Origin of the sequence: Pseudoalteromonas distincta, from assembly GCF_005877035.1 — a bacterium.
GTDB lineage: Bacteria > Pseudomonadota > Gammaproteobacteria > Enterobacterales > Alteromonadaceae > Pseudoalteromonas > Pseudoalteromonas distincta.
In genome coordinates this window covers 990,110-1,009,559 of sequence record NZ_CP040558.1, presented here as the reverse complement: position 1 = coordinate 1,009,559, position 19,450 = coordinate 990,110, and the positions used below count along the sequence as shown (strand labels likewise).

The window sequence follows — 19,450 nt, the reverse complement described above, 5'->3', positions numbered from 1 at the left end:
TAATAACAATAAATTAAAGGAATAGCATGACCCCCTTTCGATTTAAACTAAGTATGAGCGCCTTAATGGTAGCAAGTACTCTTGCTTTAACGGCCTGCGATGCGCAAGTATCTATCGACACTACCGATTCACCACACACTAAAAAAGCTGTAACAGCTAAAGATGCAAATACATTTATAACAAACACAGAAAAAGAACTGAGTGCACTTTATTTAGAATCGAGCCGTGCAGAGTGGATTTACGCAAACTTTATTACTCACGATACATCTGCTCTATCGGCTGAAGTTAACCGTAAAATGACCGAAACAGTCGTGCGTTTAGCAAATGAAGCTGCAAAATACGACGAACTAGAGCTTGATTACGATGCTCGCCGTAAGCTTGATAAACTAAAACTAGCACTTACACTTCCTGCCCCACAAGACGCTGATAAAACAGCGAAGCTTTCACAAATTGTCGCAGAGCTTGGCGGGCTATATGGTAAAGGTAAATACTGTAAAGAAGATGGCAGCTGTTTGAGCCTTGGCGACATGACCTCAAAAATGGCCACCAGCCGAGATTACAACGAACTACTTGATTTATGGCAAGGCTGGCGTGAAATATCAAAACCCATGCGCCCACTTTACGAGCAACAAGTAGCACTTACCAACGAAGGTGCAAAGGAGCTTGGTTATGCCGATACGGGCGCTATGTGGCGCAGTAAATACGATATGCCTGCTGATGACTTTACCACTGAGCTTGACCGTATTTGGGGCCAAGTTAAACCACTTTATAACTCGCTACATTGCCATGTTCGCGCAAAGTTAGGTGAAAAGTACGGCACCGACAAAGTACCTCAAGATCAGCCAATACCAGCGCACTTACTTGGTAATATGTGGGCGCAAGCATGGGGTAATATTTACGATGTAGTTGCACCAGAAAACGCCGATCCGGGTTACGACGTAACCGAGTTATTAGCTCAAAATAATTACGACGAACTTAAAATGGTCAAAGGGGCTGAAAACTTTTTTACCTCAATGGGTTTTGATGCACTACCAGAGACATTTTACGAGCGTTCATTGTTTGTAAAACCAAAAGACAGAGATGTGCAGTGTCATGCATCAGCATGGAATATCGATAGCAAAGACGATTTACGCATTAAAATGTGTATTCAGCGCACAGGCGAAGAGTTTTCAGTTATTCACCATGAATTAGGTCATAACTTTTATCAACGCGCTTATAGTAAACAACCTTTATTTTATCAAGAAAGTGCAAACGATGGTTTTCATGAAGCCATTGGAGACACCATTGCCTTATCGGTTACACCGGGTTACTTAAAAGAAATCGGCTTACTTGAACAAGTACCTGACGAATCTAAAGATATCGGTTTGTTGATGAAAATGGCACTTGATAAAGTAGCCTTTGTGCCGTTTAGCTTAATGGTTGATCAGTGGCGTTGGCAGGTATTTTCAGGGGAAGTAGCACCAGAAAATTACAATAAAGCATGGTGGGAACTACGTGAAAAATACCAAGGAGTGCAAGCTCCTATCGCACGTAGCGAAAACGACTTTGATCCGGGTGCTAAGTACCACGTTCCGGGTAACACGCCTTATACACGTTACTTTTTAGCGCATATTTTACAATTTGAGTTTCATCGCAGCTTATGTGAAATTGCCGGTAACGATAAAGCCATTCATCGCTGCTCTATTTATAATTCAAAAGAAGCAGGGGATAGGCTAAACGCTATGCTTGAAATGGGTTCATCTCGCCCTTGGCAAGAAGCGCTTGAAACTGTAACAGGTAAGCCGCAAATGGATGCGACAGCAATGCTCGATTACTTTGCACCATTACAAACATATTTAGATAAACAAAACGAAAGCCGCAACTGCGGCTGGTAATAATGCATTTATATAAAACAACAAAGCCCGCTAAATTTAGCGGGCTTTTGATATTACTTTTGTATTAACTAAGTACGGGACTTAATTAAAACTGAAAACGCATGTTAGCAAAGTACGCATCGTTGTCAGAATCATCAGCGTTGTTTTCGTAACCCACCTTTACACCAATATTTTTATTGATGAAGTGCTGAGCACCAAAGCTGTAAGTGTCTTGCTTGTTGTAGTTAGCAAATACAGATGTTGCTTTTGAGAAGTAGTAGTTAGTTTCTGCTACCCATTGGTTTTCTGCGTCATCAATGCTTTCGTATTTACCTTCAAAAGTTAGGTAGTTACCTTGCTGTAAATCAATAAAGTATTTAGCAGCAACTGCACGGTAATCAAAATCGTCGTCTGATGTAAGTGTAACACCTACGTAATCGGTGCTGTTTAGCATGTAGTTGTAAGCTAAATCAAATAATGCGTAATCGTCGCCGTCTTTGTTTTCAACTAGTGTTACTTTTGCAAGTAAATCAGGGTTGAAAAAGTAACCACCCGTCAGTTTATAAAGCTCACTGTTAGAACCTGAATCTGGGTCTAGGTTTTCGTAAGATGCGCCAACAACAAATTCATTAATGAAGTATTCACCACCAACCGATGTTAAATCGCCAAAGTCGTCATCAGCATAGCCACCATATACGTTAGTTTGTTTATTGATGTATTCAAACTGATCGTACGGACCTAAAGTTTTTTTAGGAGATAGGTAGTAAATAGAATCTACAGCAACGGTGTCGTTGTTATCGCTATTTTTGTAGCTTAGGTTACTAATTGAATTATAGCTGTCTGCAGCAGCCGCAGTGCTAGATAATAAAATGCTCGAAATAATAACTGCTAATTTTTTCATTGTAAGACTTCCCTATGTACATTGCTTTTTATGCTCTAGCTGTATTGCTAAAGTCGAGGCACATGCTAACGTTAGGAAACTGAATGAAAACTTAACTAACCAGTTGTATTTATTAAGTTAATTGTAAGGAAGTGTTGTAAACTGTAAAATTAAAGTAGTTGCAACATCTAGTCAACAACTACTTAAAACATGTACCGTATTAAAGCGCGTGTTGGCTAATAATTCGGTAAACATCGTTAATATTATCGCCAGACTTAAACTCTTTACTAATTGGTGTTGGATCTGAGCCAACCCATATTTTTAGCTCGGCATCTAAGTCAAAATGGCCTGCACTTTCTTTACTAAACTTGGTGATTTTAGAGTAAGCAATACTCACCATTTCCATTTTAGAACCGGTCATACCTTGCTTATCAATTAAGATTAAGCGCTTATTAGTAAAAATAAACATATCACGTACTACTTTATATGCTTTTTCTACTTGCTCGCCGTCAATTAATGTATTGGCAAGGATTTTTTCTAAATCAGAATCGTCAACTTCGCTTGCATTACCCATAAGTCCGCTAAGTAAACCCATTATACTTTCTCCTGTTTAAATATTTGATTCTCTAACGTATGACCATTAACTAACTGCCGGTACTGCCAGTGTTGTTGATGACAAAAGCTCAGTAGTGCAATATCAAGTGGATCGCTCGTTGGCTGATACTCAACTACATATTCTTTATGTTGGCTCATATACACACGACTCACACCTGCAATTGCTTGAAGCTGTTGCTCAACATTTTGATAAGCCTCGCTTAGCATTAATGTATAAAAGTGTTTATCTGTATTATTAGTTTTTGTTTGATGCTCGCTTAGTACGCCTTTATCTAAATGAAGTACCTGTGAGCATAGTCGCTCAAGCTCAGTTAAGTCGTGAGAGCTTAAAATAAATGTAGCCTGTTCACTTAATTCTGATACCAGCTCACGTACTTCTCTGGCATGAATCGGATCAAGGCCTGCGGTTGCCTCATCAAGCATTACAATTTGTGGTGCGCCAATAAGTGCTTGCGCTATCGTAACGCGCTTGCGCATACCGTGCGATAAGTCCCCCGCACGCTGCTTTGCAATTTCTTTTAAGCCAACTAAATCAAGTACACGTAGCGCCTCAGTTTGGCTTTGCTTTGCCCCCATACCTTGTAGCTTTGCATAAAAGGCGAGTTGCTTATCTATATTAAAACGGGGGTCAAGTTGTGCATCTTGCGGTAATGCACTTACTTTATTAAATAAAGCAGCGCTACCAGGTTTGTGCCCTAATATTTCAAGGCTGCCTTTACTTGGCGCAATATAGCCGCACAACAAACTAAATAAGGTAGTTTTACCCGCACCATTTGGCCCAACAAGTGCCACTGGCGCGCCTTTGTTAATTTCAAAGTCCACGTTATTAAGCGCAAGTTTTGCACCATACGATTTACTCAAACCGCTAGCTGTAATTAATGGTCTCATAGTGAGCTCCTTGCAAAAATACGTTGAGCAACGCTTAGTAACACCGCAGTTTGCACAAGGGGAATAGCCACAGCGCTCAATAATGGTAAATTTTGCCCCGCTAATAGCTCTATTTGCACACCCGGAAATAAATAATCAAGCAAGCCTAATGCGGGTATTTGCCATTGTAGTATTCCCACAACAATACCGCCTGCTGCAAAATATAGAATTGCCAATACAATAGATAAACGTGATGAGCGAGCAAAGGTATTAATTAACGTCATTAGTGCTACAAATGGGCACAGAGTAATCACTAATATTAAAAATATAGAAAGCGCACGAGCAAAACCACCAGCCAGTAAACTTGGCTCTCTAAAACCCAATACCGCGAGTGTAGCTACAAGCGTTATACCCACCAAACATGCTAATACTCCTAGCTGCCCTAAAAAACGGCCAAACAGTATTTCAAAGCGAGTGGAGCGCAGTGATAAAAACCTTAGTGTGCCGCGCTCTCTATCGCCTACCGTTTGGTCGCTACAAATAAATAAACCAAAAACGGGAAAGCTATAAAGGGCTATTAACCAGTACATAGCAAATTCGGCCTCAGGCCAATCCAATAATTTACTTAAACCAATAGAACCTGATATATCACGGGCTATTTGCTCAAAATCGGGGGCACTTACAATGCCTACTGCCTGCCCTATTGGGTAGCGCAGTATTATTAGCCACACCAATGCAAAGGCAGCTAATGCAATAAGTCCACGTTTAGTTAAAAACATACGTACAAGCTCAAATCCCGCTATTTGCGTTAATCGCCCTACGTTTATCGGTAATGATGTTGCCATTGACTATCCTTAATGACTTTTTATTTTCTGTGTATTTATCCACACTAAGTGTAAACACCTTGAATTACCAGCAAAAAAAAGCTCACCTGTGGTGAGCTTTATAAGAATACATTTAAATGTAACAGCATAAATTGCGATATAAATTATAAATGCCGCTTATAAACCTCAAGTGCTTGGCTTAAATCGCTAATTAAATCTTCAACATCTTCAAGGCCTATATGCAAGCGAATAACCGGCCCTAAATCCCAACCTGTATTTGAGCGCAACCCTTTCATGGTTAAATTAGCCGTTACCAAACTTTCAAAACCGCCCCACGAAAAGCCCATTTTGATATGCTCAAGGCTATCTAAAAATGCATCAATCGCTTTTTGATTCCCGGTTTTCATCACAAATGAAAACAACCCATTACTGCCATCAAAATCACGTTTAAAGAACTCATGCCCTGGGCAGGTTTCAAATGCAGGGTGGCGAATATGATCAACAAGCTCATGTTGTTCAAGCCATTTAGCTACTTCTATTGCTGCTTTTTCATGTTGATTTAAACGCACACCCATTGTACGCAGGCCTCTAAGTGCTAAATACGCATCATCGGCACTGGTACATTGCCCTAGTAAGTATGAGTTTTCGCGCAAGGTTGGCCAATACTTTTTATTAGCAACAGCCACCCCCATCATCACGTCTGAATGGCCAACAATATACTTTGTTGCAGCTTGAATACTAATACCAACACCGTGCTCTAACGGGCGATAATGCAGACCGTTACCGTAGGTATTATCAAGCATGGTCATTACGTTGTGCTCATTAGCTACTTTTACCATAGCGGGCACATCTTGCACTTCCATCGTAATAGAACCTGGAGATTCTAAAAACAACACTTTAGTATTTGGCTGAATGTAATCTTTAATACCTGCGCCAATGGTTGGCGGGTAATAGGTTGTTGTAATGCCCAGCCCCACTAAAATTTTATCGCAAAAATCGCGAGTTGGTTCGTACACGTTATCAACCATTAAAATATGATCACCGGTTTTTAAAAACGATAAAAATACTTGGCTGATCGCCGCAGCGCCACAAGGGTACAATGCACACCCTTCGCCGCCTTCAAGTTCTGTAATCGCTTCTTGTAGCGCAAAGTGTGTTGTTGTTCCTCGGCGCCCATAAAATAACGTTTTATCGCCACGGGTTTTAGCTGCTTCTTTTAAATCGGCTACAGTATCAAATACAATGGTAGATGCACGCTGTACAACGGGATTTACTACGCCATGTGTATAGGCTTTTTTTCGCCCTGATGATACTAGCTGAGTGTTTTTATTACTTTTACTCGACATTGTTAATCCTTAAGGGTTTGTGCGCCAATGCTCAATTAAATAACGAGAGATAGAATCGGTTCTAGGCAGCTTTAAATGCTCCCCTTCTTCGTGCCAATTACCAAATTGCTCTAAGTCTTCACGACTAAACCATTTTGCATCGTCTAGCTCTTCTTTATCTACGTTAATTTGCTCAGATGTCGCCTCTGCAAAAAAGCCAAGCATAATTGACGATGGGAACGGCCATGGCTGAGATGCAACATAACGTACGTTATCAACCTCTATGCCTGCCTCTTCTTTAACTTCACGCGCAACAGCTTGTTCCAGTGTCTCCCCTGGGTCTACAAATCCAGCAAGCGACGAATACATACCAGTGGGCCACGCAGCTTGGCGACCTAACAGGCATCGCTCTACTCCGTCAGCAAAGACTTTAGTAACGACCATAATTACCGCAGGATCGGTGCGCGGGAATGTAGGATGCTTACAGTTTTCGTTTTCACATACACGAGAATGCCCGGCTTCCACTGAACGGTTTTTACTACCGCAGCGCCCACAAAAACGGTGCGTGGCATGCCAATAACATAGCCCTCTCGCAAGGGCGGCTATTGAGGCATATTTAATGGTTACTTGAGGCCCATATTGGCGAATATCAAAAAACTGAGCGCCCTCTATTAAAGGCGAAAGTACGCTTTCATCCAGATCAGAAACATCCAATGCAAACACACCATGTTTAGCATTGTTTAAACCAACAAAAATAGCACTCGTTAAATCTAAATGTGCCACTTGTTGATACGTTAAATAGCTTACTTTAGGGGTATCTTTAATAAATAGGGTTTGATTATTTTTAACTAAAACCCATTTACTTTGCGCCGACATTTGCGCTTTAAGCCACGATGGGTCTTTACGAAAATTTGAGCCTCTATCTAGTGGCATGTTGCTGTAATGAAGCATGTAAGTCCTTGGTAACTCGTTATGCTTTAAAATTACCATAATCATTTAGCAAACCCAATTGATTACAGTAATAAAAAAAGCCTATATAAGGCTTAATTCATCTATTACGGCTTTGTATTAAAATCTCTCATGTTGCAGGCACTTAGCTTGCACTTTTTTAACTATTTTTTGCTGTTAAAGTAGCAAAGTATTATCAATTAAATGAAATTGCTCTGCGCTTTGTTTTAATACCTCAGCAGTTAACCTGTCAGCACCGTATACATCGCACGGTACATTATATTGATTTTTTAAATGCCCAAGTAACAAAGCAAAGTCACCATCGCCAGAGAGCAAAATAACTTTATCAAGATTTTTACCCTGCTCTAACATGTCTATTGTTATGCCTACATCCCAATCGCCTTTGGCACTTCCATCACGGCGTTGAATAAATGGCTTTAGCTTTACCTCAAAACCAATCGCACGCAAAATATTTTGAAACTGATTTTGCTTTTCATCTCCTCGATAAATAGCATACGCAAAAGCACACTCAATATTGTATTGCGCCTCCATCATTCGCCAAAACGCATTGTAGTCAAAATTTTTCCCGTAACTCTCGCGGCACGTGTAATAAATATTTTGCACATCAACAAAAATACCGACCCGTGGTTTCGTGCTTTGCTGCTCGTTTTGTAAAGTCATTTAGTGTCCTAGTGAGGATTAATAGCAATAAAAGTAACGTTATAAAATAAGTGTACCTTGCAATTTATATTTAAGTAACCTAAATTAGTTACATACCCTTATGTAACCAATATTGGTTACATATTAAAAAGTAACCATTTTGAGATTTTTATGATTGGTGTGATCAGCGGCGATATTATTAAATCGCAAACAATCCCTAAGCAGCAATACGATGCCATGCTTTATCAACTAGAGCAAAGTTTGCGAAACATTTCGGGGGAGCAAACACTTTGGAATATATACCGAGGCGATGCCTTTCAGTTACAAGTTAATAATCCTCAGCTCCTTTTTAAAAATGCCTTACTTGTATATTTACACCTTAAATCGTCAGGTTATGAACTACGACAAAGCTTGGCACTTGGGCAAATAGATAACCCACGCAGCGATATAAAAACAGCAACCGGTTCTGCTTTTACTCTTTCGGGGCAAGGCCTTGATAAAATAGGCAATCAACGCTTTGTTTTTAATATTAACGAGCAGCAGCTCGATGAAAGCTTAAATCTTAATTTAGCCTTTGCCGACGTATTGCTCACTAAAATCACACAAAAACAAGCAAATGCCCTGTACGTCTATTTAACATCACCAGACAACAGCCACGCGGCACTGGCTAAAGAGCTTAAAACAAGTCGCGAAAACGTAACCAAACTACTAAATTTAGCGCACTACCAACTTATAGAGCGCTTTATTAAGCACACACAACACGTTATAAAAAATATAATTAAAGGAGGTGAATAATGGCGTTTTCACTTTTACTGGTCGCGCTTATTATTGGCCACTTACTCGCTGATTTTTACTGGCAACCTATGAGTTGGGTAAACGACAGAAATACCCGTCACTTTAAAGCCAGTAAGCTTTATTTTCATGTACTAGTGCATGGTGTAACAAGTGCACTCATTATTACCCTGTGGGAATACACATTCGGGTGGCAGCAACTAAGCAGTGTTTTAATTGCCACGGCGAGCATTATGCTGAGCCATTACTTTATTGATATAGCTAAATCGTATTCTAATAAAGGCGTGGTGCCTTTTTTACTAGATCAAATAGCGCACATACTCGTTATTATTGCGCTCAGTATTTGGCTAACTGATAACAGTAGCTTTATGGCTGCAATTAATAATATGCTCACTGATCCCAACATACTGTGGGTGGTATGCGGTTATTTAATTATTTTAAGCCCCTGCGCCGTATTTATAAGAATGATGTTAGAGCGTTTAACAAGTAACTTTTCAAGTACTGGTAGCTTACCACTTGCAGGGCAAAGCATAGGTATGTTGGAACGCGTACTTATGCTGAGCTTTATATTGCTTGACCAATTTGCAGGGCTGGGTTTTTTACTTGCGGCAAAGTCGGTATTTAGGTTTGGTGATTTAAGTGCAAGCAAAGATAAAAAACTTACCGAGTACGTCATGCTCGGCACATTACTTAGCGTAAGTGTGACTTTATTTGTCGGCTTGGGTATTAACTATTTAATCAGGCAGGCAATACAGTAAGTACAAATTACAGACAATAAAAAACGCGCTACTTCTATTTATTCAAAAGAAGTAGCGCGTTTTTTGTATCAGCATTTAACTAAATTAATTAAACGCCAATATAATCATTAATAATGATTAATCGTTATTTGTGCGACGACGGCGTTGGCCATTACCGCCAACAGATTCACGCTTTGCCCATGGGTTTTGCGCGCTGTCATCTGTTTTAGCAGCTGGCTTTTTAGAACCACCACGGCGTGGGCCGGTACCATTACCACCATTGTTCGGTTTTTTACTGTTAGGCTTGCTGCTATCAGATTTAGGCTTATTAAAAGGCTGCTTTTTCTTAGGCTTTTTAGCCGGCAGTGGGCGAGCATCTAATGCGCGCTCTGCTACTGGATTAATAGGCTCAAAACCGTCTTCTTCAGCACGTGGTATAAGCTCACCAATAAAGCGTTCAATACCGTATAAATCAACAGCATCATCAACCGTTACAAACGAAATCGCATGACCTGTTGCACCTGCACGGCCTGTACGGCCAATACGATGAACATAATCTTCATATACGTTGGGTAAGTCGTAGTTAACAACATGCGGTAATTCAACAATGTCTAAACCACGTGCAACAATGTCTGTTGCTACTAATACGCGTACTTCACCACTTTTAAAACCATCAAGTGCTTTAACACGTGCGCCTTGTGATTTATTACCATGGATAGCCGCGCCTACAATGTCATCGCGTTCAAGTTGTTTAACTAAGCGGTTAGCACCGTGCTTTGTACGGCTAAACACTAATACTTGTTGCCAATCGTTAGTGCGAATTAAGTGGCTTAGCAATGCTGTTTTACGTGTTTTATCTACCGCGTAAACGCACTGAGTAACACTTTTTGCAGTGGTATTTTTTGCTGCAACTGAAATTTCAACTGGGTCATTAATTAACCCTTTTGCTAATGCTCGAATTTCATCTGAAAATGTAGCCGAAAACATCAAGTTTTGACGTTTAGCAGGCATTTTAGCAATTAAGCGTTTAATGTCGTGAATAAAGCCCATGTCTAACATGCGGTCAGCTTCATCGAGTACAAGCACTTCAACGCTATCAAATTTAACTGCATTTTGATTATGTAAGTCGATTAAACGACCCGGCGTTGCTACTAAAATATCAACACCTTTACGAAGACGCTGCATTTGTGGGTTAATTTTAACGCCACCGTAAACTACAAATGAGCTCACATCCGAATGCTTAGCGTACTCTTCAACGTTTTCGCTTACTTGCAAAGCAAGTTCACGTGTAGGCGTTAAAATAAGTGCACGTACGTGATTACTTTTAGCTTTAGGGCCCGACGACAAGCGCTCAATAAGTGGTAATGTAAAACCCGCTGTTTTACCTGTACCTGTTTGTGCTGCTGCCATAACGTCACGGCGTTCAATAATTGCAGGAATTGCTTGAGCCTGAATCGGCGTTGGCGTTTCATAGCCCTTTTCTAAAACCGCATTAACCAAAGACTGTGATAAACCTAAACCTTCAAAACTCATATAAACTCTCTTTTAAATAAGGCTACATTAGCCAGTTGCGCGCATTATACCTGTAGTAGCTAAGAATGCATGCCATTATTTACGTTGCAGGCAATTGAGCATAGTTTATTAAAATTAAACCTGTGATCAAGTTGCTTAAAAATGCAAAAAACGGCCATAGGCCGTTTTTTGTTTATACTTAATTACTCTAAGTATTAGAGTTACTTAACACCTAACTCACGCAAACGTTCTTGCAAATAGCTATCTGCCGTGTAGCGCTCTGAAAGCACAACATCTGGATGCGGGTGTAAAAATAACGGTAATGAAATACGCGATTTAGTAGATGCTTTACCCGTTGGGTTAATTACACGGTGAATTGTCGATGGGAAATACCCGCCCGACGCTTCTTGTAGCATGTCGCCGATATTAATAATTAAGCTGCCAAAATCACATGGCACGTCTAACCAACCGCCATCTGTTTTTTGAACTTGTAAACCAGGCTCATTAGAAGCTGGTAATACAGTCAATAAATTAATATCGCCATGGGCTGCTGCGCGAATAGCACCAGGCTCTTCATCACCCGTCATTGGTGGATAATGTAGGATACGTAACAATGTTTGCTCAGAATCGGCAATCATGTCTTTTAAATCAATTGAAAACTTAGCACGTACATCAGCTGGTGCTTCAGCCTGAACCCAGCTTAACAATGTGCCAGCAAATTCACTTGCTAAACGGTAGTATTCACGTACATCAGCTTCAAGCTGGGCAGGAACGCGACCTTTAGGGTACACATGAAAGTACTCTTTAATGTCTTTTATTGTAAAGCCTTTCGCTACTTCAGATACTGAAGGCGGAAAGTAACCGTCTTGAGTTTCTTTAGAGAATAAAAAGTCGTGCTTTTGCTCTGAGTTAAAAAAGTCTTGCCAATTTTTGTAAATAGACTCAACTAAAGACTGTGGGATTGGGTGGTTTTTTAAAACGCCAAATCCAGTATTTCTTAACGATTCAACAAATTGTGCAGCCGCATCGGGAGCTTTATAATCAACAGTAGGTAATTGCATTGTACGTTCCAGTGAATAGGTTGTGTGAAGTGAGTTGCTTTTAATAGTGCTAAATTACTTATATAAAGTAGCAAAGCCTTCATTATAGCGCTGTGTGAGGATAGACAAATGACCTCAAAAACATAAGGACATATGTCCTCAAGACATGGTCACCGTCACTTTGCTTGATCAAGATCAACTTATAAAAAAACGTTGAATTTGCAAGGTTTAGTAACTATCTCTGGTCTACTATTAGAATATATTTTATTTGTGTAAATAAGGCTCCCCATGCGACAAAAAGTATCTTTTAAAAGCGGCGATTTAGAACTTGCCGGCCAACTTGAACTTCCCTCTGGTGACGTTAAGTTTTACGCGCTATTCGCACACTGCTTTACATGCGGTAAAGACATTGCAGCAGCTACACGGATTAGCCGTGCACTCACACAACAAGGTATCGCCGTACTACGTTTCGACTTTACCGGTTTAGGTAATAGTGATGGTGATTTTGCTAACAGTAACTTTTCATCAAACATTCAAGATTTAGTATCTGCGGCAAATCATTTACGTGAACATTTTGCTCCGCCGCAACTACTCATTGGCCACAGTTTAGGCGGCGCTGCGGTACTTGCTGCTGCTGAGCATATTCCTGAAGTATCGGCTATTACAACCATTGGCGCACCGTCAGATGCGCAGCACGTAGCGCATAACTTTGAAGCACATCTTGATGAAATTAACGCAGCAGGTGAAGCTAAAGTTAACTTAGCTGGTCGTGAATTTACCATTAAAAAGCAATTTATTGACGATATAGCCAAGTACGATAAAAGCCACATAAGTAAACTTAAGCGCGCATTATTAGTAATGCACTCCCCTATTGATGCGACTGTAAATATTAGTGAAGCTGAAAAAATTTATGCATCAGCTAAGCATCCTAAAAGCTTTATTAGCCTAGATAATGCCGATCACCTTTTAACAAATAAAAACGATGCCGACTACGCTGCACAAATAATTGCAACGTGGGCAAACCGTTATGTTAAGTACGACAAAACTAAATACACGGCAAGTTTAACGGGTGGTAATGTACTTGTTGAAGAAAAAGACCATGTATTTACTCAGCACGTAAGTACAAAAGATCATACTTGGCTTGCAGATGAGCCAATTAAAGTAGGCGGTAAAAACTTAGGCCCCGATCCGTATCATCACTTATTAGCGGGGCTTGGTGCCTGTACAGCAATGACATTGCGTATGTACGCTACACGTAAAAACTTACCACTGGAGCATGTAAAAGTAGAGCTTGATCACACTCGCGATTACAACAAAGATTGCGACGATTGTGAGCAAACAGGTAACCTTGAAGCCATTACCCGTAAAATCACCTTACGTGGCGACTTAACAGAGCCAGAGCGTCAGCGTTTACTCGAAATAGCCGACAAATGCCCAGTGCATAAAACACTACACAATAACCCAGTTATTGTAAGTGAACTGGTAGAATAACTGCCGTGAAATTAATATAGCGCAGGTAACACTGCGCTATGATTTAACTTTTATAAAGCTAACTTTTACTATCTAAAAATCTCTCTACTTCTTTACTCATTCTATCCACCAGCCATTTTGGCCCGCCATCGTACATATCGTTATGACGCGATTTTTCTATTATTATTTGCGTAACAGGAAACTTATTCAGCTCTGAATCGTTTAACAGCACATCCGCATCAGCTGGGTAATCACTACCGCGTAGAGTAAGTACGCGAATGTTTTTATTGCGCGGGATCAACATGCGGCGATGATCGAGCGTAATAATAGTGCTAACTTCGTTTGGATAAATAGAGCCATATAATGCGGAAATATCCCCGCCGTTTGAGTGCCCAAATAAGGTTAGTTTTGTAAAGTCGTATGCTGGGTATTTACTCGATAGCTCATTAACTAAAAACTTAAGCGTTACTACGCCACGATGCCAGTTTTCCATGCGAGTTGTTAAGTAAGGCTGCTCACGGTTTAAGTAAGGGTCGCTTTTTAGTTCATGTGCAACTGCTACTGTTAAATACCCACGCTGATTAAACGCATTACTGGCAAACGTATACTTGTTATGGCTAATCCCATAACCTGCGTTAATGAACGCTACAGGGCATTTTACTTGTTCAGTGCACTTAGCATTGTTACTTGGCAATGCAATATTGATAGGAATAGTGCGATTACGGCTTTCATCAGTTATAACGCCATCGTTTGCATAGCTTGTTGCGCTTATTGCTGATGTGCTTATAACTGATGCACTTAGAGCTAGTGCGCTTAATATAAAAAGCTTTTTAAGTGTTTTTTGCATATTTAAATTTATATAAATTATTGTTTTTAATTAAAAATAACTTTTACTTTATAGGTTTGCATTCTCTATTGTCAAACTATGCGATAATAGCTGCCATTGTTTAAATATATTTAGTAAAAGATCCAATAAATGAAATCATACAATAGCATTCAAGAACGTATAGAAATTTTAGAAGACAAACTAACTGCAATACATGACGAAATCGAAACACTAAAAACCCCTGCTAAAAACAACAATGAACGTATTATTTTTAAGTTTATTGAAACAGGCAGCACAGGTAAAACGAAGGATTTTGTTCGTGAGTTAGGTATTAAATCACCACGTGACGGTTTGTTTTCGTCAGGTGACGTTACAAAACTAATTAAAGATGGCGCTGAAGATATTTCACCTGCGTTATTAGAAATCGCAAGACAGCTTGCCAGTGCACGTAATAAAAATGGCCCAAGCCGTTAATTACGCAGTCACGCAGTATCTAGAAGCCCAGCCAAGCTGCCGCTTCTAGATATGTAATCATATTAAACTAAATTAATCACATAGTTCTATATTAAGGCTGGTAAGCAAGTTTAGTGCTTCGAAGCGATCAAACTTAGCATTCGCTAAAATATTATTATTCAAATCTATATTAAACGCTGTCGCACCTACAAAATCACATTTTGTTAAGTTAGTTTGAAAAAACTCACTATCGCGAAAATCTGTTCCTGTAAATTCACTACCGCTTAAATCAGCATGCCTAAAATCAACATTTTTGGCAAAGCAGTGTGTTAGTTTGAGGGCTTTGAGGGTTAATTCAAAAAAAGAACTATTACTGAGCTCGCAATAATTAAAACTCACCGGTGCGTTAATACTAAGCGCTGGCCAATCTACGTCAGTCCATTGCAGACTATTTAATTTACAGTGGCTAAAACTTACATCTTCAAGCGAGCTGTAGTTCCATTTAAGTGACGATAAATTACAGTTTTTAAAGTTGCACTGTATAAATCGGCAATTTTTAAACTGCCCGCCTGAAAAGTCGCAATCGGTAAATGTGCACTCTTCAAACTCAGAATTTTCAGTTAGTTGCTCTTCGTGCAGCAAAGCATTAAATTGCTCGTCGAAGTAGTGATTATTATTTGAAATTGACACTATTAACCTAGTTTTTAATGGGCATAGACGCTATTTTTAGGTAAATCTTTTTTAAGCGCAAGCACTGCAATAAAAATCAAAGCAAATAGTGGAAATAGCGCTAAACAGCCACCCACAAAAGCTAAAACCCCCGGCATAGTACTTTTACGCTTACCTATTTTGTAGCTAATTACAGCAAAAATAGGAATACTCAGCACAATAAAAAAAACTAAGAACTCACCAAATAAGGTTGCATTGATCGACATAATAATTCCTTTTTCGTCTGTTCGGTTAAAATACACTCTGCTGTAAATTTAACCACAAAAAAACCCTTAAGCATATAACTTAAGGGTTTTTAAATTTAGCTCAATAAGCTAAATAAAAATTACTCTTCGCTAGGTATCGCTTTTTCAACAACACTAATTGCAAGCTCAGCTAACGAATCCATATTAGGCTTACTAGGCGCGTTAGTTAATAAACACGACGCTTGTGTTGTTTTAGGGAAAGCAATAACGTCACGAATGTTATCGGTACCACATAAAAGCATTGCTAAACGGTCAAGACCAAATGCTAAACCAGCATGTGGTGGTGTACCGTATTTAAGTGCGTCAAGTAAAAAGCCAAACTTGTCTTGTTGCTCTTGCTCGTTAATACCTAAAATTCTAAATGCAGTTTCTTGCATATCTGCATTATGAATACGTACCGAACCGCCACCCACTTCGTAGCCGTTTAATACCATATCGTAGGCATCTGAAATAGCCGCAGCAGGGTTTGCTTCAAGCTCACTTGCAGTAATATCTTTTGGTGCAGTGAATGGATGATGCACAGCATGTAATGTGCCCTCGTCATCTTCTTCAAACATTGGGAAGTCTACAACCCAAAGTGGTGCCCAGCTATCAAGGTTAGTGATTTCTAAGTCAACACCAATCTTAACGCGCAGTGCGCCCATTGCTTCATTTACTGTGTTGCGCTTATCGGCACCAAATAAAATGATATCGCCAGACTGAGCATTAGTACGCTCAAGTAATTTAGTAATTACGTCTTCGCTTAAAAACTTAGCCACTGGTGATTGAACGCCTTCAGCGCCTGCAGTGTGGTCGTTTACTTTCATCCACGCCATGCCTTTAGCGCCGTAAATACCAATAAACTTAGTGTAATCGTCAAGCTGTTTACGAGAAAGCTTAGCGCCACCCGGTACAGTTAATACAGCAACACGACCTTTTTCGTCGTTAGCTGGACCTGAGAAAACATTAAACTCTACGTCTTTAACTAAATCTGCAACATCAACTAATTTCATTGGGTTACGTAAATCTGGCTTATCAGAACCGTAAAGACTCATTGCCTCGCTGTAAGGCATGATTGGAAAGTCGCCTAAATCAACGTTTAACAAAGTTTGCCACATCTCGCGGATCATTTTTTCAGTCATACCACGTACTTGATCAGAGCTCATGAACGAGGTTTCTATATCTATTTGGGTAAATTCTGGTTGACGATCGGCACGTAAATCTTCATCACGGAAACATTTAACAATTTGGTAGTAACGGTCAAAACCCGACATCATTAACAATTGCTTAAATAACTGTGGAGACTGTGGTAAAGCGTAAAAACTACCTTTATGAACGCGGCTTGGCACTAAGTAATCGCGTGCGCCTTCTGGCGTTGCTTTAGTAAGTACAGGTGTTTCGATGTCTAAAAAGCCGTTTTCATCTAAAAAGCGACGAACAAAGCTGCTTGCTTTAGCACGTAATTTAATACGGTCACTCATTTCTAGACGACGTAGGTCTAAGTAGCGGTATTTTAAACGACGCTCTTCTGAGTTTACTTGGTTAAAATCAAGTGGAAGCGGTTCAGAGCGGTTAATAATTGTAAGCTCAGTACCTAAAACTTCAATTTCACCTGTTGCCATATCTTTATTTACTTGGCTATCAGGGCGTGCACGTACAGTACCTTTTAGCTGAACACAAAATTCTTGGCGAAGTGTGTTAGCTGAACTCATTAACTCTTCAATGTCAGAGTCGAATACAACTTGTACTAAACCTTCTCTATCGCGTAAATCGACAAAGATAAGTCCACCAAGGTCACGTCGTTTGTTGATCCAGCCACATAGTTCAACTTCTTGATCTACGTGAGTTTTATTTAGCTGTCCGCAATATATAGAGCGCATAGTTTTCCTGTCAGATAAAAGGCTTAAACGGTTATATTTATTTGTTTTAAGGCGTGTGATTTAAAAAACAGGTCACCACAATACAAATAAAGCCGCTAGCAATCTAAAAATAATCAAATTAAGCCCTGCATTATACTCAACTAACATTAAGATGCTAGGGCGTGTGCCGCTTTTGCCCTTGAATTTACAGCAGCTCGTTTTGTTATTTGCTACACTATCGCCACTTTATAATAAGGCGCTAGTTTGTATGTTATATATTGGATGCCCGCAGTGGTCGAGTAATGCATGGAAAGGCAATTTATTTTCAAGCCAATGTAAAAATGCCGATATGCTTAGCCAATACGCACAACATTTTAATTCTGTTGAAGGCAATACCAGCTTTTACGCTGATCCTGCGCCAAGCACCGTATTGCGATGGGCAAACAGCGTACCTGACGATTTTAAATTTACTTTTAAGTTTAATCGTCGCTTTAGCCACGAGCTGCACCTAACTAATGTTCAAACCGAGCTTACTGATTGGCTTAAATTGTTCTCCCCTATTTTAGAAAAAACCGGGCAAATAATGCTGCAATTACCTAAAGCATTTGGCCCTGGTGACTTACCCAAACTCGCCCAATTTATTAGCCTATTACCAAAAGAGGTTAATTACGGTGTAGAGGTACGTCATACTGCGTTTTTTCAAAAGGGCGAAGCCGAAATAGCGCTTAATCAGTTATTAATGGCAAATAACATAAATCGCATATCGATGGATACTCGCGCCCTATTTGCGGTAAAACCAACAACCGAAGCGCTAATAGATGCACAGCAAAAAAAGCCGCATTTACCGGTACATGCAATAGCTACTGGCTCAGAGCCCATGGCGCGCTTTGTTATCGCCGATTTACAAAACGACTATAAACCCTTTTATAAACCGTGGCTGAGTAAAGTAAAACAATGGCTTGATGAAGGAAAAACGCCTTATGTGTTTTTTCATACGGCAGATAACCGAGAAGCGCCATTATTAGCAAGGCAGTTTTGTAAGGACCTTGGTTATAATCACAAAGCATTAACCCCATTTACTGGCGAAAAAGAAGCCCACCAGCAAGCACTTTTTTAAAAGTAAAACGACAGAGAATTAATAATGAGTGAATACGCACGTTACTTTACCGGCTATCCAGCTAACATTGTTGAGCAAGTATTAAACCTTATAAATAACAAAAAGGTATGTGACTACTTACTTAAAAAGTATCCGCAAGCACACACTATTACCAGCGATAAACTACTTTATAACTACGCAACCGAACTTAAAAAACAATATTTAAAAAATGCGCCACCATTTGGTCGTGCGGCGTTTAAAAAACAAGGCGACATGGTGACCAATGCACTCGGTACACATACGTATCGAATGCAAGGTAAAACCCGTAAACACGATTTAGCGATAAACAGCGACTTGCTCCGCGCTCCCGAGCCGTTATTAAAAGCGTTAGTGGTACATGAGCTCGCCCACTTTAAAGAAAAAGACCACAACAAAGGCTTTTATCAACTTTGTTGCCATATGGAACCGAGTTACCACCAGCTAGAGTTAGATTTAAGGATATTTTGTGTGGTCGTCGCAATGGGAGAAAATCCTTATTTAAAATAAGGATTTTAGCGTTATTTAACTGAGTGAAAATAACGCCATGCTTAAGTTAATATTTCCTTTCATAACCAAACGCTCATACCCAGTCTTTTATCCCTGTAAGCAACTCACAACTTAACGCCTCGTCCTTAATAAAATAAAAAAGTTTAAAACTACATAATTGCCCTACATTTGAGAACTACACTCTTAAAAGTTAA

The 19,450-nt window shown here is 39.8% G+C and carries 20 protein-coding genes; 7 read left to right on the top strand and 13 right to left on the bottom strand.

All coding sequences use genetic code 11. From position 1 onward, the window contains the following. The first annotated feature begins 26 nt into the window (after positions 1 to 26). Positions 27 to 1,874 (top strand): M2 family metallopeptidase, encoded by a 1,848-nt coding sequence (locus FFU37_RS04500; RefSeq protein ID WP_138488817.1) that lies wholly within the window; start codon positions 27 to 29, stop codon positions 1,872 to 1,874. 85 nt (positions 1,875 to 1,959) lie between these two features. Here FFU37_RS04500 and FFU37_RS04495 read toward each other — a convergent pair whose 3' ends face one another. The 7 genes from FFU37_RS04495 to FFU37_RS04465 form a co-directional block, all read right to left on the bottom strand. Continuing rightward, on the bottom strand, positions 1,960 to 2,754 hold the full coding sequence (locus FFU37_RS04495; protein WP_002962833.1) for a putative porin: 795 nt from the start codon (positions 2,752 to 2,754) through the stop codon (positions 1,960 to 1,962). Positions 2,755 to 2,953: 199 nt separating this feature from the next. After that, complete coding sequence (locus tag FFU37_RS04490; RefSeq protein WP_007377979.1) at positions 2,954 to 3,328, bottom strand: PH domain-containing protein; 375 nt, start codon at positions 3,326 to 3,328, stop codon at positions 2,954 to 2,956. Beyond that, positions 3,328 to 4,236 carry an ABC transporter ATP-binding protein gene (locus FFU37_RS04485; RefSeq protein ID WP_039488523.1) on the bottom strand — a complete coding sequence of 303 codons (909 nt, stop codon included), beginning with the start codon at positions 4,234 to 4,236 and terminating at the stop codon, positions 3,328 to 3,330. Before FFU37_RS04485 ends, FFU37_RS04490 begins: the two co-directional genes overlap by 1 nt. Then, positions 4,233 to 5,060 (bottom strand): ABC transporter permease, encoded by an 828-nt coding sequence (locus FFU37_RS04480; protein ID WP_138488816.1) that lies wholly within the window; start codon positions 5,058 to 5,060, stop codon positions 4,233 to 4,235. The genes FFU37_RS04485 and FFU37_RS04480 overlap by 4 nt, the downstream gene beginning before the upstream one ends. Before the next feature lie 143 nt (positions 5,061 to 5,203). Beyond that, positions 5,204 to 6,385, bottom strand: a complete 1,182-nt coding sequence (locus tag FFU37_RS04475) for a cystathionine beta-lyase (RefSeq protein ID WP_138488815.1) — start codon at positions 6,383 to 6,385, stop codon at positions 5,204 to 5,206. A gap of 9 nt (positions 6,386 to 6,394) precedes the next feature. Beyond that, positions 6,395 to 7,315, bottom strand: a complete 921-nt coding sequence (nudC, locus tag FFU37_RS04470) for an NAD(+) diphosphatase (RefSeq protein WP_138490003.1) — start codon at positions 7,313 to 7,315, stop codon at positions 6,395 to 6,397. Between the two features lie 174 nt (positions 7,316 to 7,489). Then, positions 7,490 to 7,993 carry a LabA-like NYN domain-containing protein gene (locus tag FFU37_RS04465; protein ID WP_002962844.1) on the bottom strand — a complete coding sequence of 168 codons (504 nt, stop codon included), beginning with the start codon at positions 7,991 to 7,993 and terminating at the stop codon, positions 7,490 to 7,492. A gap of 150 nt (positions 7,994 to 8,143) precedes the next feature. Here FFU37_RS04465 and FFU37_RS04460 point away from each other — a divergent pair, with 150 nt between their 5' ends. Next, on the top strand, positions 8,144 to 8,767 hold the full coding sequence (locus FFU37_RS04460; RefSeq protein ID WP_002962846.1) for a hypothetical protein: 624 nt from the start codon (positions 8,144 to 8,146) through the stop codon (positions 8,765 to 8,767). Further along, complete coding sequence (locus FFU37_RS04455; protein ID WP_138488814.1) at positions 8,767 to 9,522, top strand: DUF3307 domain-containing protein; 756 nt, start codon at positions 8,767 to 8,769, stop codon at positions 9,520 to 9,522. The genes FFU37_RS04460 and FFU37_RS04455 overlap by 1 nt, the downstream gene beginning before the upstream one ends. 117 nt (positions 9,523 to 9,639) lie before the next feature. On the opposite strand, the gene FFU37_RS04450 is transcribed toward FFU37_RS04455, so the two are convergent. Continuing rightward, positions 9,640 to 11,034: a DEAD/DEAH box helicase gene (locus FFU37_RS04450; RefSeq protein WP_138488813.1), complete on the bottom strand. Its 1,395-nt coding sequence runs from the start codon at positions 11,032 to 11,034 to the stop codon at positions 9,640 to 9,642. 200 nt (positions 11,035 to 11,234) lie between these two features. Further along, positions 11,235 to 12,074 (bottom strand): isopenicillin N synthase family dioxygenase, encoded by an 840-nt coding sequence (locus tag FFU37_RS04445; RefSeq protein ID WP_008172584.1) that lies wholly within the window; start codon positions 12,072 to 12,074, stop codon positions 11,235 to 11,237. A gap of 267 nt (positions 12,075 to 12,341) precedes the next feature. On the opposite strand from FFU37_RS04445, the gene FFU37_RS04440 reads away from it, so the two are divergent. Next, positions 12,342 to 13,544 carry a bifunctional alpha/beta hydrolase/OsmC family protein gene (locus FFU37_RS04440; protein WP_033040721.1) on the top strand — a complete coding sequence of 401 codons (1,203 nt, stop codon included), beginning with the start codon at positions 12,342 to 12,344 and terminating at the stop codon, positions 13,542 to 13,544. A 58-nt stretch (positions 13,545 to 13,602) separates the two neighbouring features. Here FFU37_RS04440 and FFU37_RS04435 read toward each other — a convergent pair whose 3' ends face one another. Further along, positions 13,603 to 14,370, bottom strand: coding sequence for an alpha/beta hydrolase family protein (locus FFU37_RS04435; protein WP_138488812.1), 768 nt, complete (start codon positions 14,368 to 14,370; stop codon positions 13,603 to 13,605). Positions 14,371 to 14,499: 129 nt separating this feature from the next. Between FFU37_RS04435 and FFU37_RS04430 the strand changes: the two genes are divergently transcribed. Continuing rightward, positions 14,500 to 14,823 carry a hypothetical protein gene (locus tag FFU37_RS04430; protein ID WP_002959968.1) on the top strand — a complete coding sequence of 108 codons (324 nt, stop codon included), beginning with the start codon at positions 14,500 to 14,502 and terminating at the stop codon, positions 14,821 to 14,823. A gap of 72 nt (positions 14,824 to 14,895) precedes the next feature. Here FFU37_RS04430 and FFU37_RS04425 read toward each other — a convergent pair whose 3' ends face one another. The 3 genes from FFU37_RS04425 to aspS form a co-directional block, all read right to left on the bottom strand. Beyond that, entirely contained in the window at positions 14,896 to 15,492 is a 597-nt protein-coding gene (locus tag FFU37_RS04425) for a pentapeptide repeat-containing protein (protein ID WP_138488811.1), read from the bottom strand. Between the two features lie 14 nt (positions 15,493 to 15,506). Further along, positions 15,507 to 15,737: a hypothetical protein gene (locus tag FFU37_RS04420; RefSeq protein ID WP_002959972.1), complete on the bottom strand. Its 231-nt coding sequence runs from the start codon at positions 15,735 to 15,737 to the stop codon at positions 15,507 to 15,509. 119 nt (positions 15,738 to 15,856) lie between these two features. Further along, positions 15,857 to 17,635: an aspartate--tRNA ligase gene (aspS, locus tag FFU37_RS04415; protein ID WP_002959974.1), complete on the bottom strand. Its 1,779-nt coding sequence runs from the start codon at positions 17,633 to 17,635 to the stop codon at positions 15,857 to 15,859. Positions 17,636 to 17,882: 247 nt separating this feature from the next. Between aspS and FFU37_RS04410 the strand changes: the two genes are divergently transcribed. Both FFU37_RS04410 and FFU37_RS04405 read left to right on the top strand, forming a co-directional pair. Further along, a complete protein-coding gene (locus FFU37_RS04410; protein WP_138488810.1) occupies positions 17,883 to 18,731 on the top strand; it encodes a DUF72 domain-containing protein in 849 nt (282 codons plus the stop codon). A gap of 24 nt (positions 18,732 to 18,755) precedes the next feature. Beyond that, positions 18,756 to 19,256, top strand: a complete 501-nt coding sequence (locus FFU37_RS04405) for a M48 metallopeptidase family protein (protein ID WP_138488809.1) — start codon at positions 18,756 to 18,758, stop codon at positions 19,254 to 19,256. Positions 19,257 to 19,450 lie beyond the last annotated feature (194 nt).

What these genes read in the sequence shown, in the direction of transcription:
- FFU37_RS04500 (WP_138488817.1), top strand. Translation starts at nt 27, where the DNA reads ATGACCCCCTTTCGATTTAAACTAAGTATGAGCGCCTTAATGGTAGCA.
- FFU37_RS04495 (WP_002962833.1), bottom strand. Translation starts at nt 2,754, where the DNA reads ATGAAAAAATTAGCAGTTATTATTTCGAGCATTTTATTATCTAGCACT.
- FFU37_RS04490 (WP_007377979.1), bottom strand. Translation starts at nt 3,328, where the DNA reads ATGGGTTTACTTAGCGGACTTATGGGTAATGCAAGCGAAGTTGACGAT.
- FFU37_RS04485 (WP_039488523.1), bottom strand. Translation starts at nt 4,236, where the DNA reads ATGAGACCATTAATTACAGCTAGCGGTTTGAGTAAATCGTATGGTGCA.
- FFU37_RS04480 (WP_138488816.1), bottom strand. Translation starts at nt 5,060, where the DNA reads ATGGCAACATCATTACCGATAAACGTAGGGCGATTAACGCAAATAGCG.
- FFU37_RS04475 (WP_138488815.1), bottom strand. Translation starts at nt 6,385, where the DNA reads ATGTCGAGTAAAAGTAATAAAAACACTCAGCTAGTATCATCAGGGCGA.
- nudC (WP_138490003.1), bottom strand. Translation starts at nt 7,315, where the DNA reads ATGCTTCATTACAGCAACATGCCACTAGATAGAGGCTCAAATTTTCGT.
- FFU37_RS04465 (WP_002962844.1), bottom strand. Translation starts at nt 7,993, where the DNA reads ATGACTTTACAAAACGAGCAGCAAAGCACGAAACCACGGGTCGGTATT.
- FFU37_RS04460 (WP_002962846.1), top strand. Translation starts at nt 8,144, where the DNA reads ATGATTGGTGTGATCAGCGGCGATATTATTAAATCGCAAACAATCCCT.
- FFU37_RS04455 (WP_138488814.1), top strand. Translation starts at nt 8,767, where the DNA reads ATGGCGTTTTCACTTTTACTGGTCGCGCTTATTATTGGCCACTTACTC.
- FFU37_RS04450 (WP_138488813.1), bottom strand. Translation starts at nt 11,034, where the DNA reads ATGAGTTTTGAAGGTTTAGGTTTATCACAGTCTTTGGTTAATGCGGTT.
- FFU37_RS04445 (WP_008172584.1), bottom strand. Translation starts at nt 12,074, where the DNA reads ATGCAATTACCTACTGTTGATTATAAAGCTCCCGATGCGGCTGCACAA.
- FFU37_RS04440 (WP_033040721.1), top strand. Translation starts at nt 12,342, where the DNA reads ATGCGACAAAAAGTATCTTTTAAAAGCGGCGATTTAGAACTTGCCGGC.
- FFU37_RS04435 (WP_138488812.1), bottom strand. Translation starts at nt 14,370, where the DNA reads ATGCAAAAAACACTTAAAAAGCTTTTTATATTAAGCGCACTAGCTCTA.
- FFU37_RS04430 (WP_002959968.1), top strand. Translation starts at nt 14,500, where the DNA reads ATGAAATCATACAATAGCATTCAAGAACGTATAGAAATTTTAGAAGAC.
- FFU37_RS04420 (WP_002959972.1), bottom strand. Translation starts at nt 15,737, where the DNA reads ATGTCGATCAATGCAACCTTATTTGGTGAGTTCTTAGTTTTTTTTATT.
- aspS (WP_002959974.1), bottom strand. Translation starts at nt 17,635, where the DNA reads ATGCGCTCTATATATTGCGGACAGCTAAATAAAACTCACGTAGATCAA.
- FFU37_RS04410 (WP_138488810.1), top strand. Translation starts at nt 17,883, where the DNA reads ATGTTATATATTGGATGCCCGCAGTGGTCGAGTAATGCATGGAAAGGC.
- FFU37_RS04405 (WP_138488809.1), top strand. Translation starts at nt 18,756, where the DNA reads ATGAGTGAATACGCACGTTACTTTACCGGCTATCCAGCTAACATTGTT.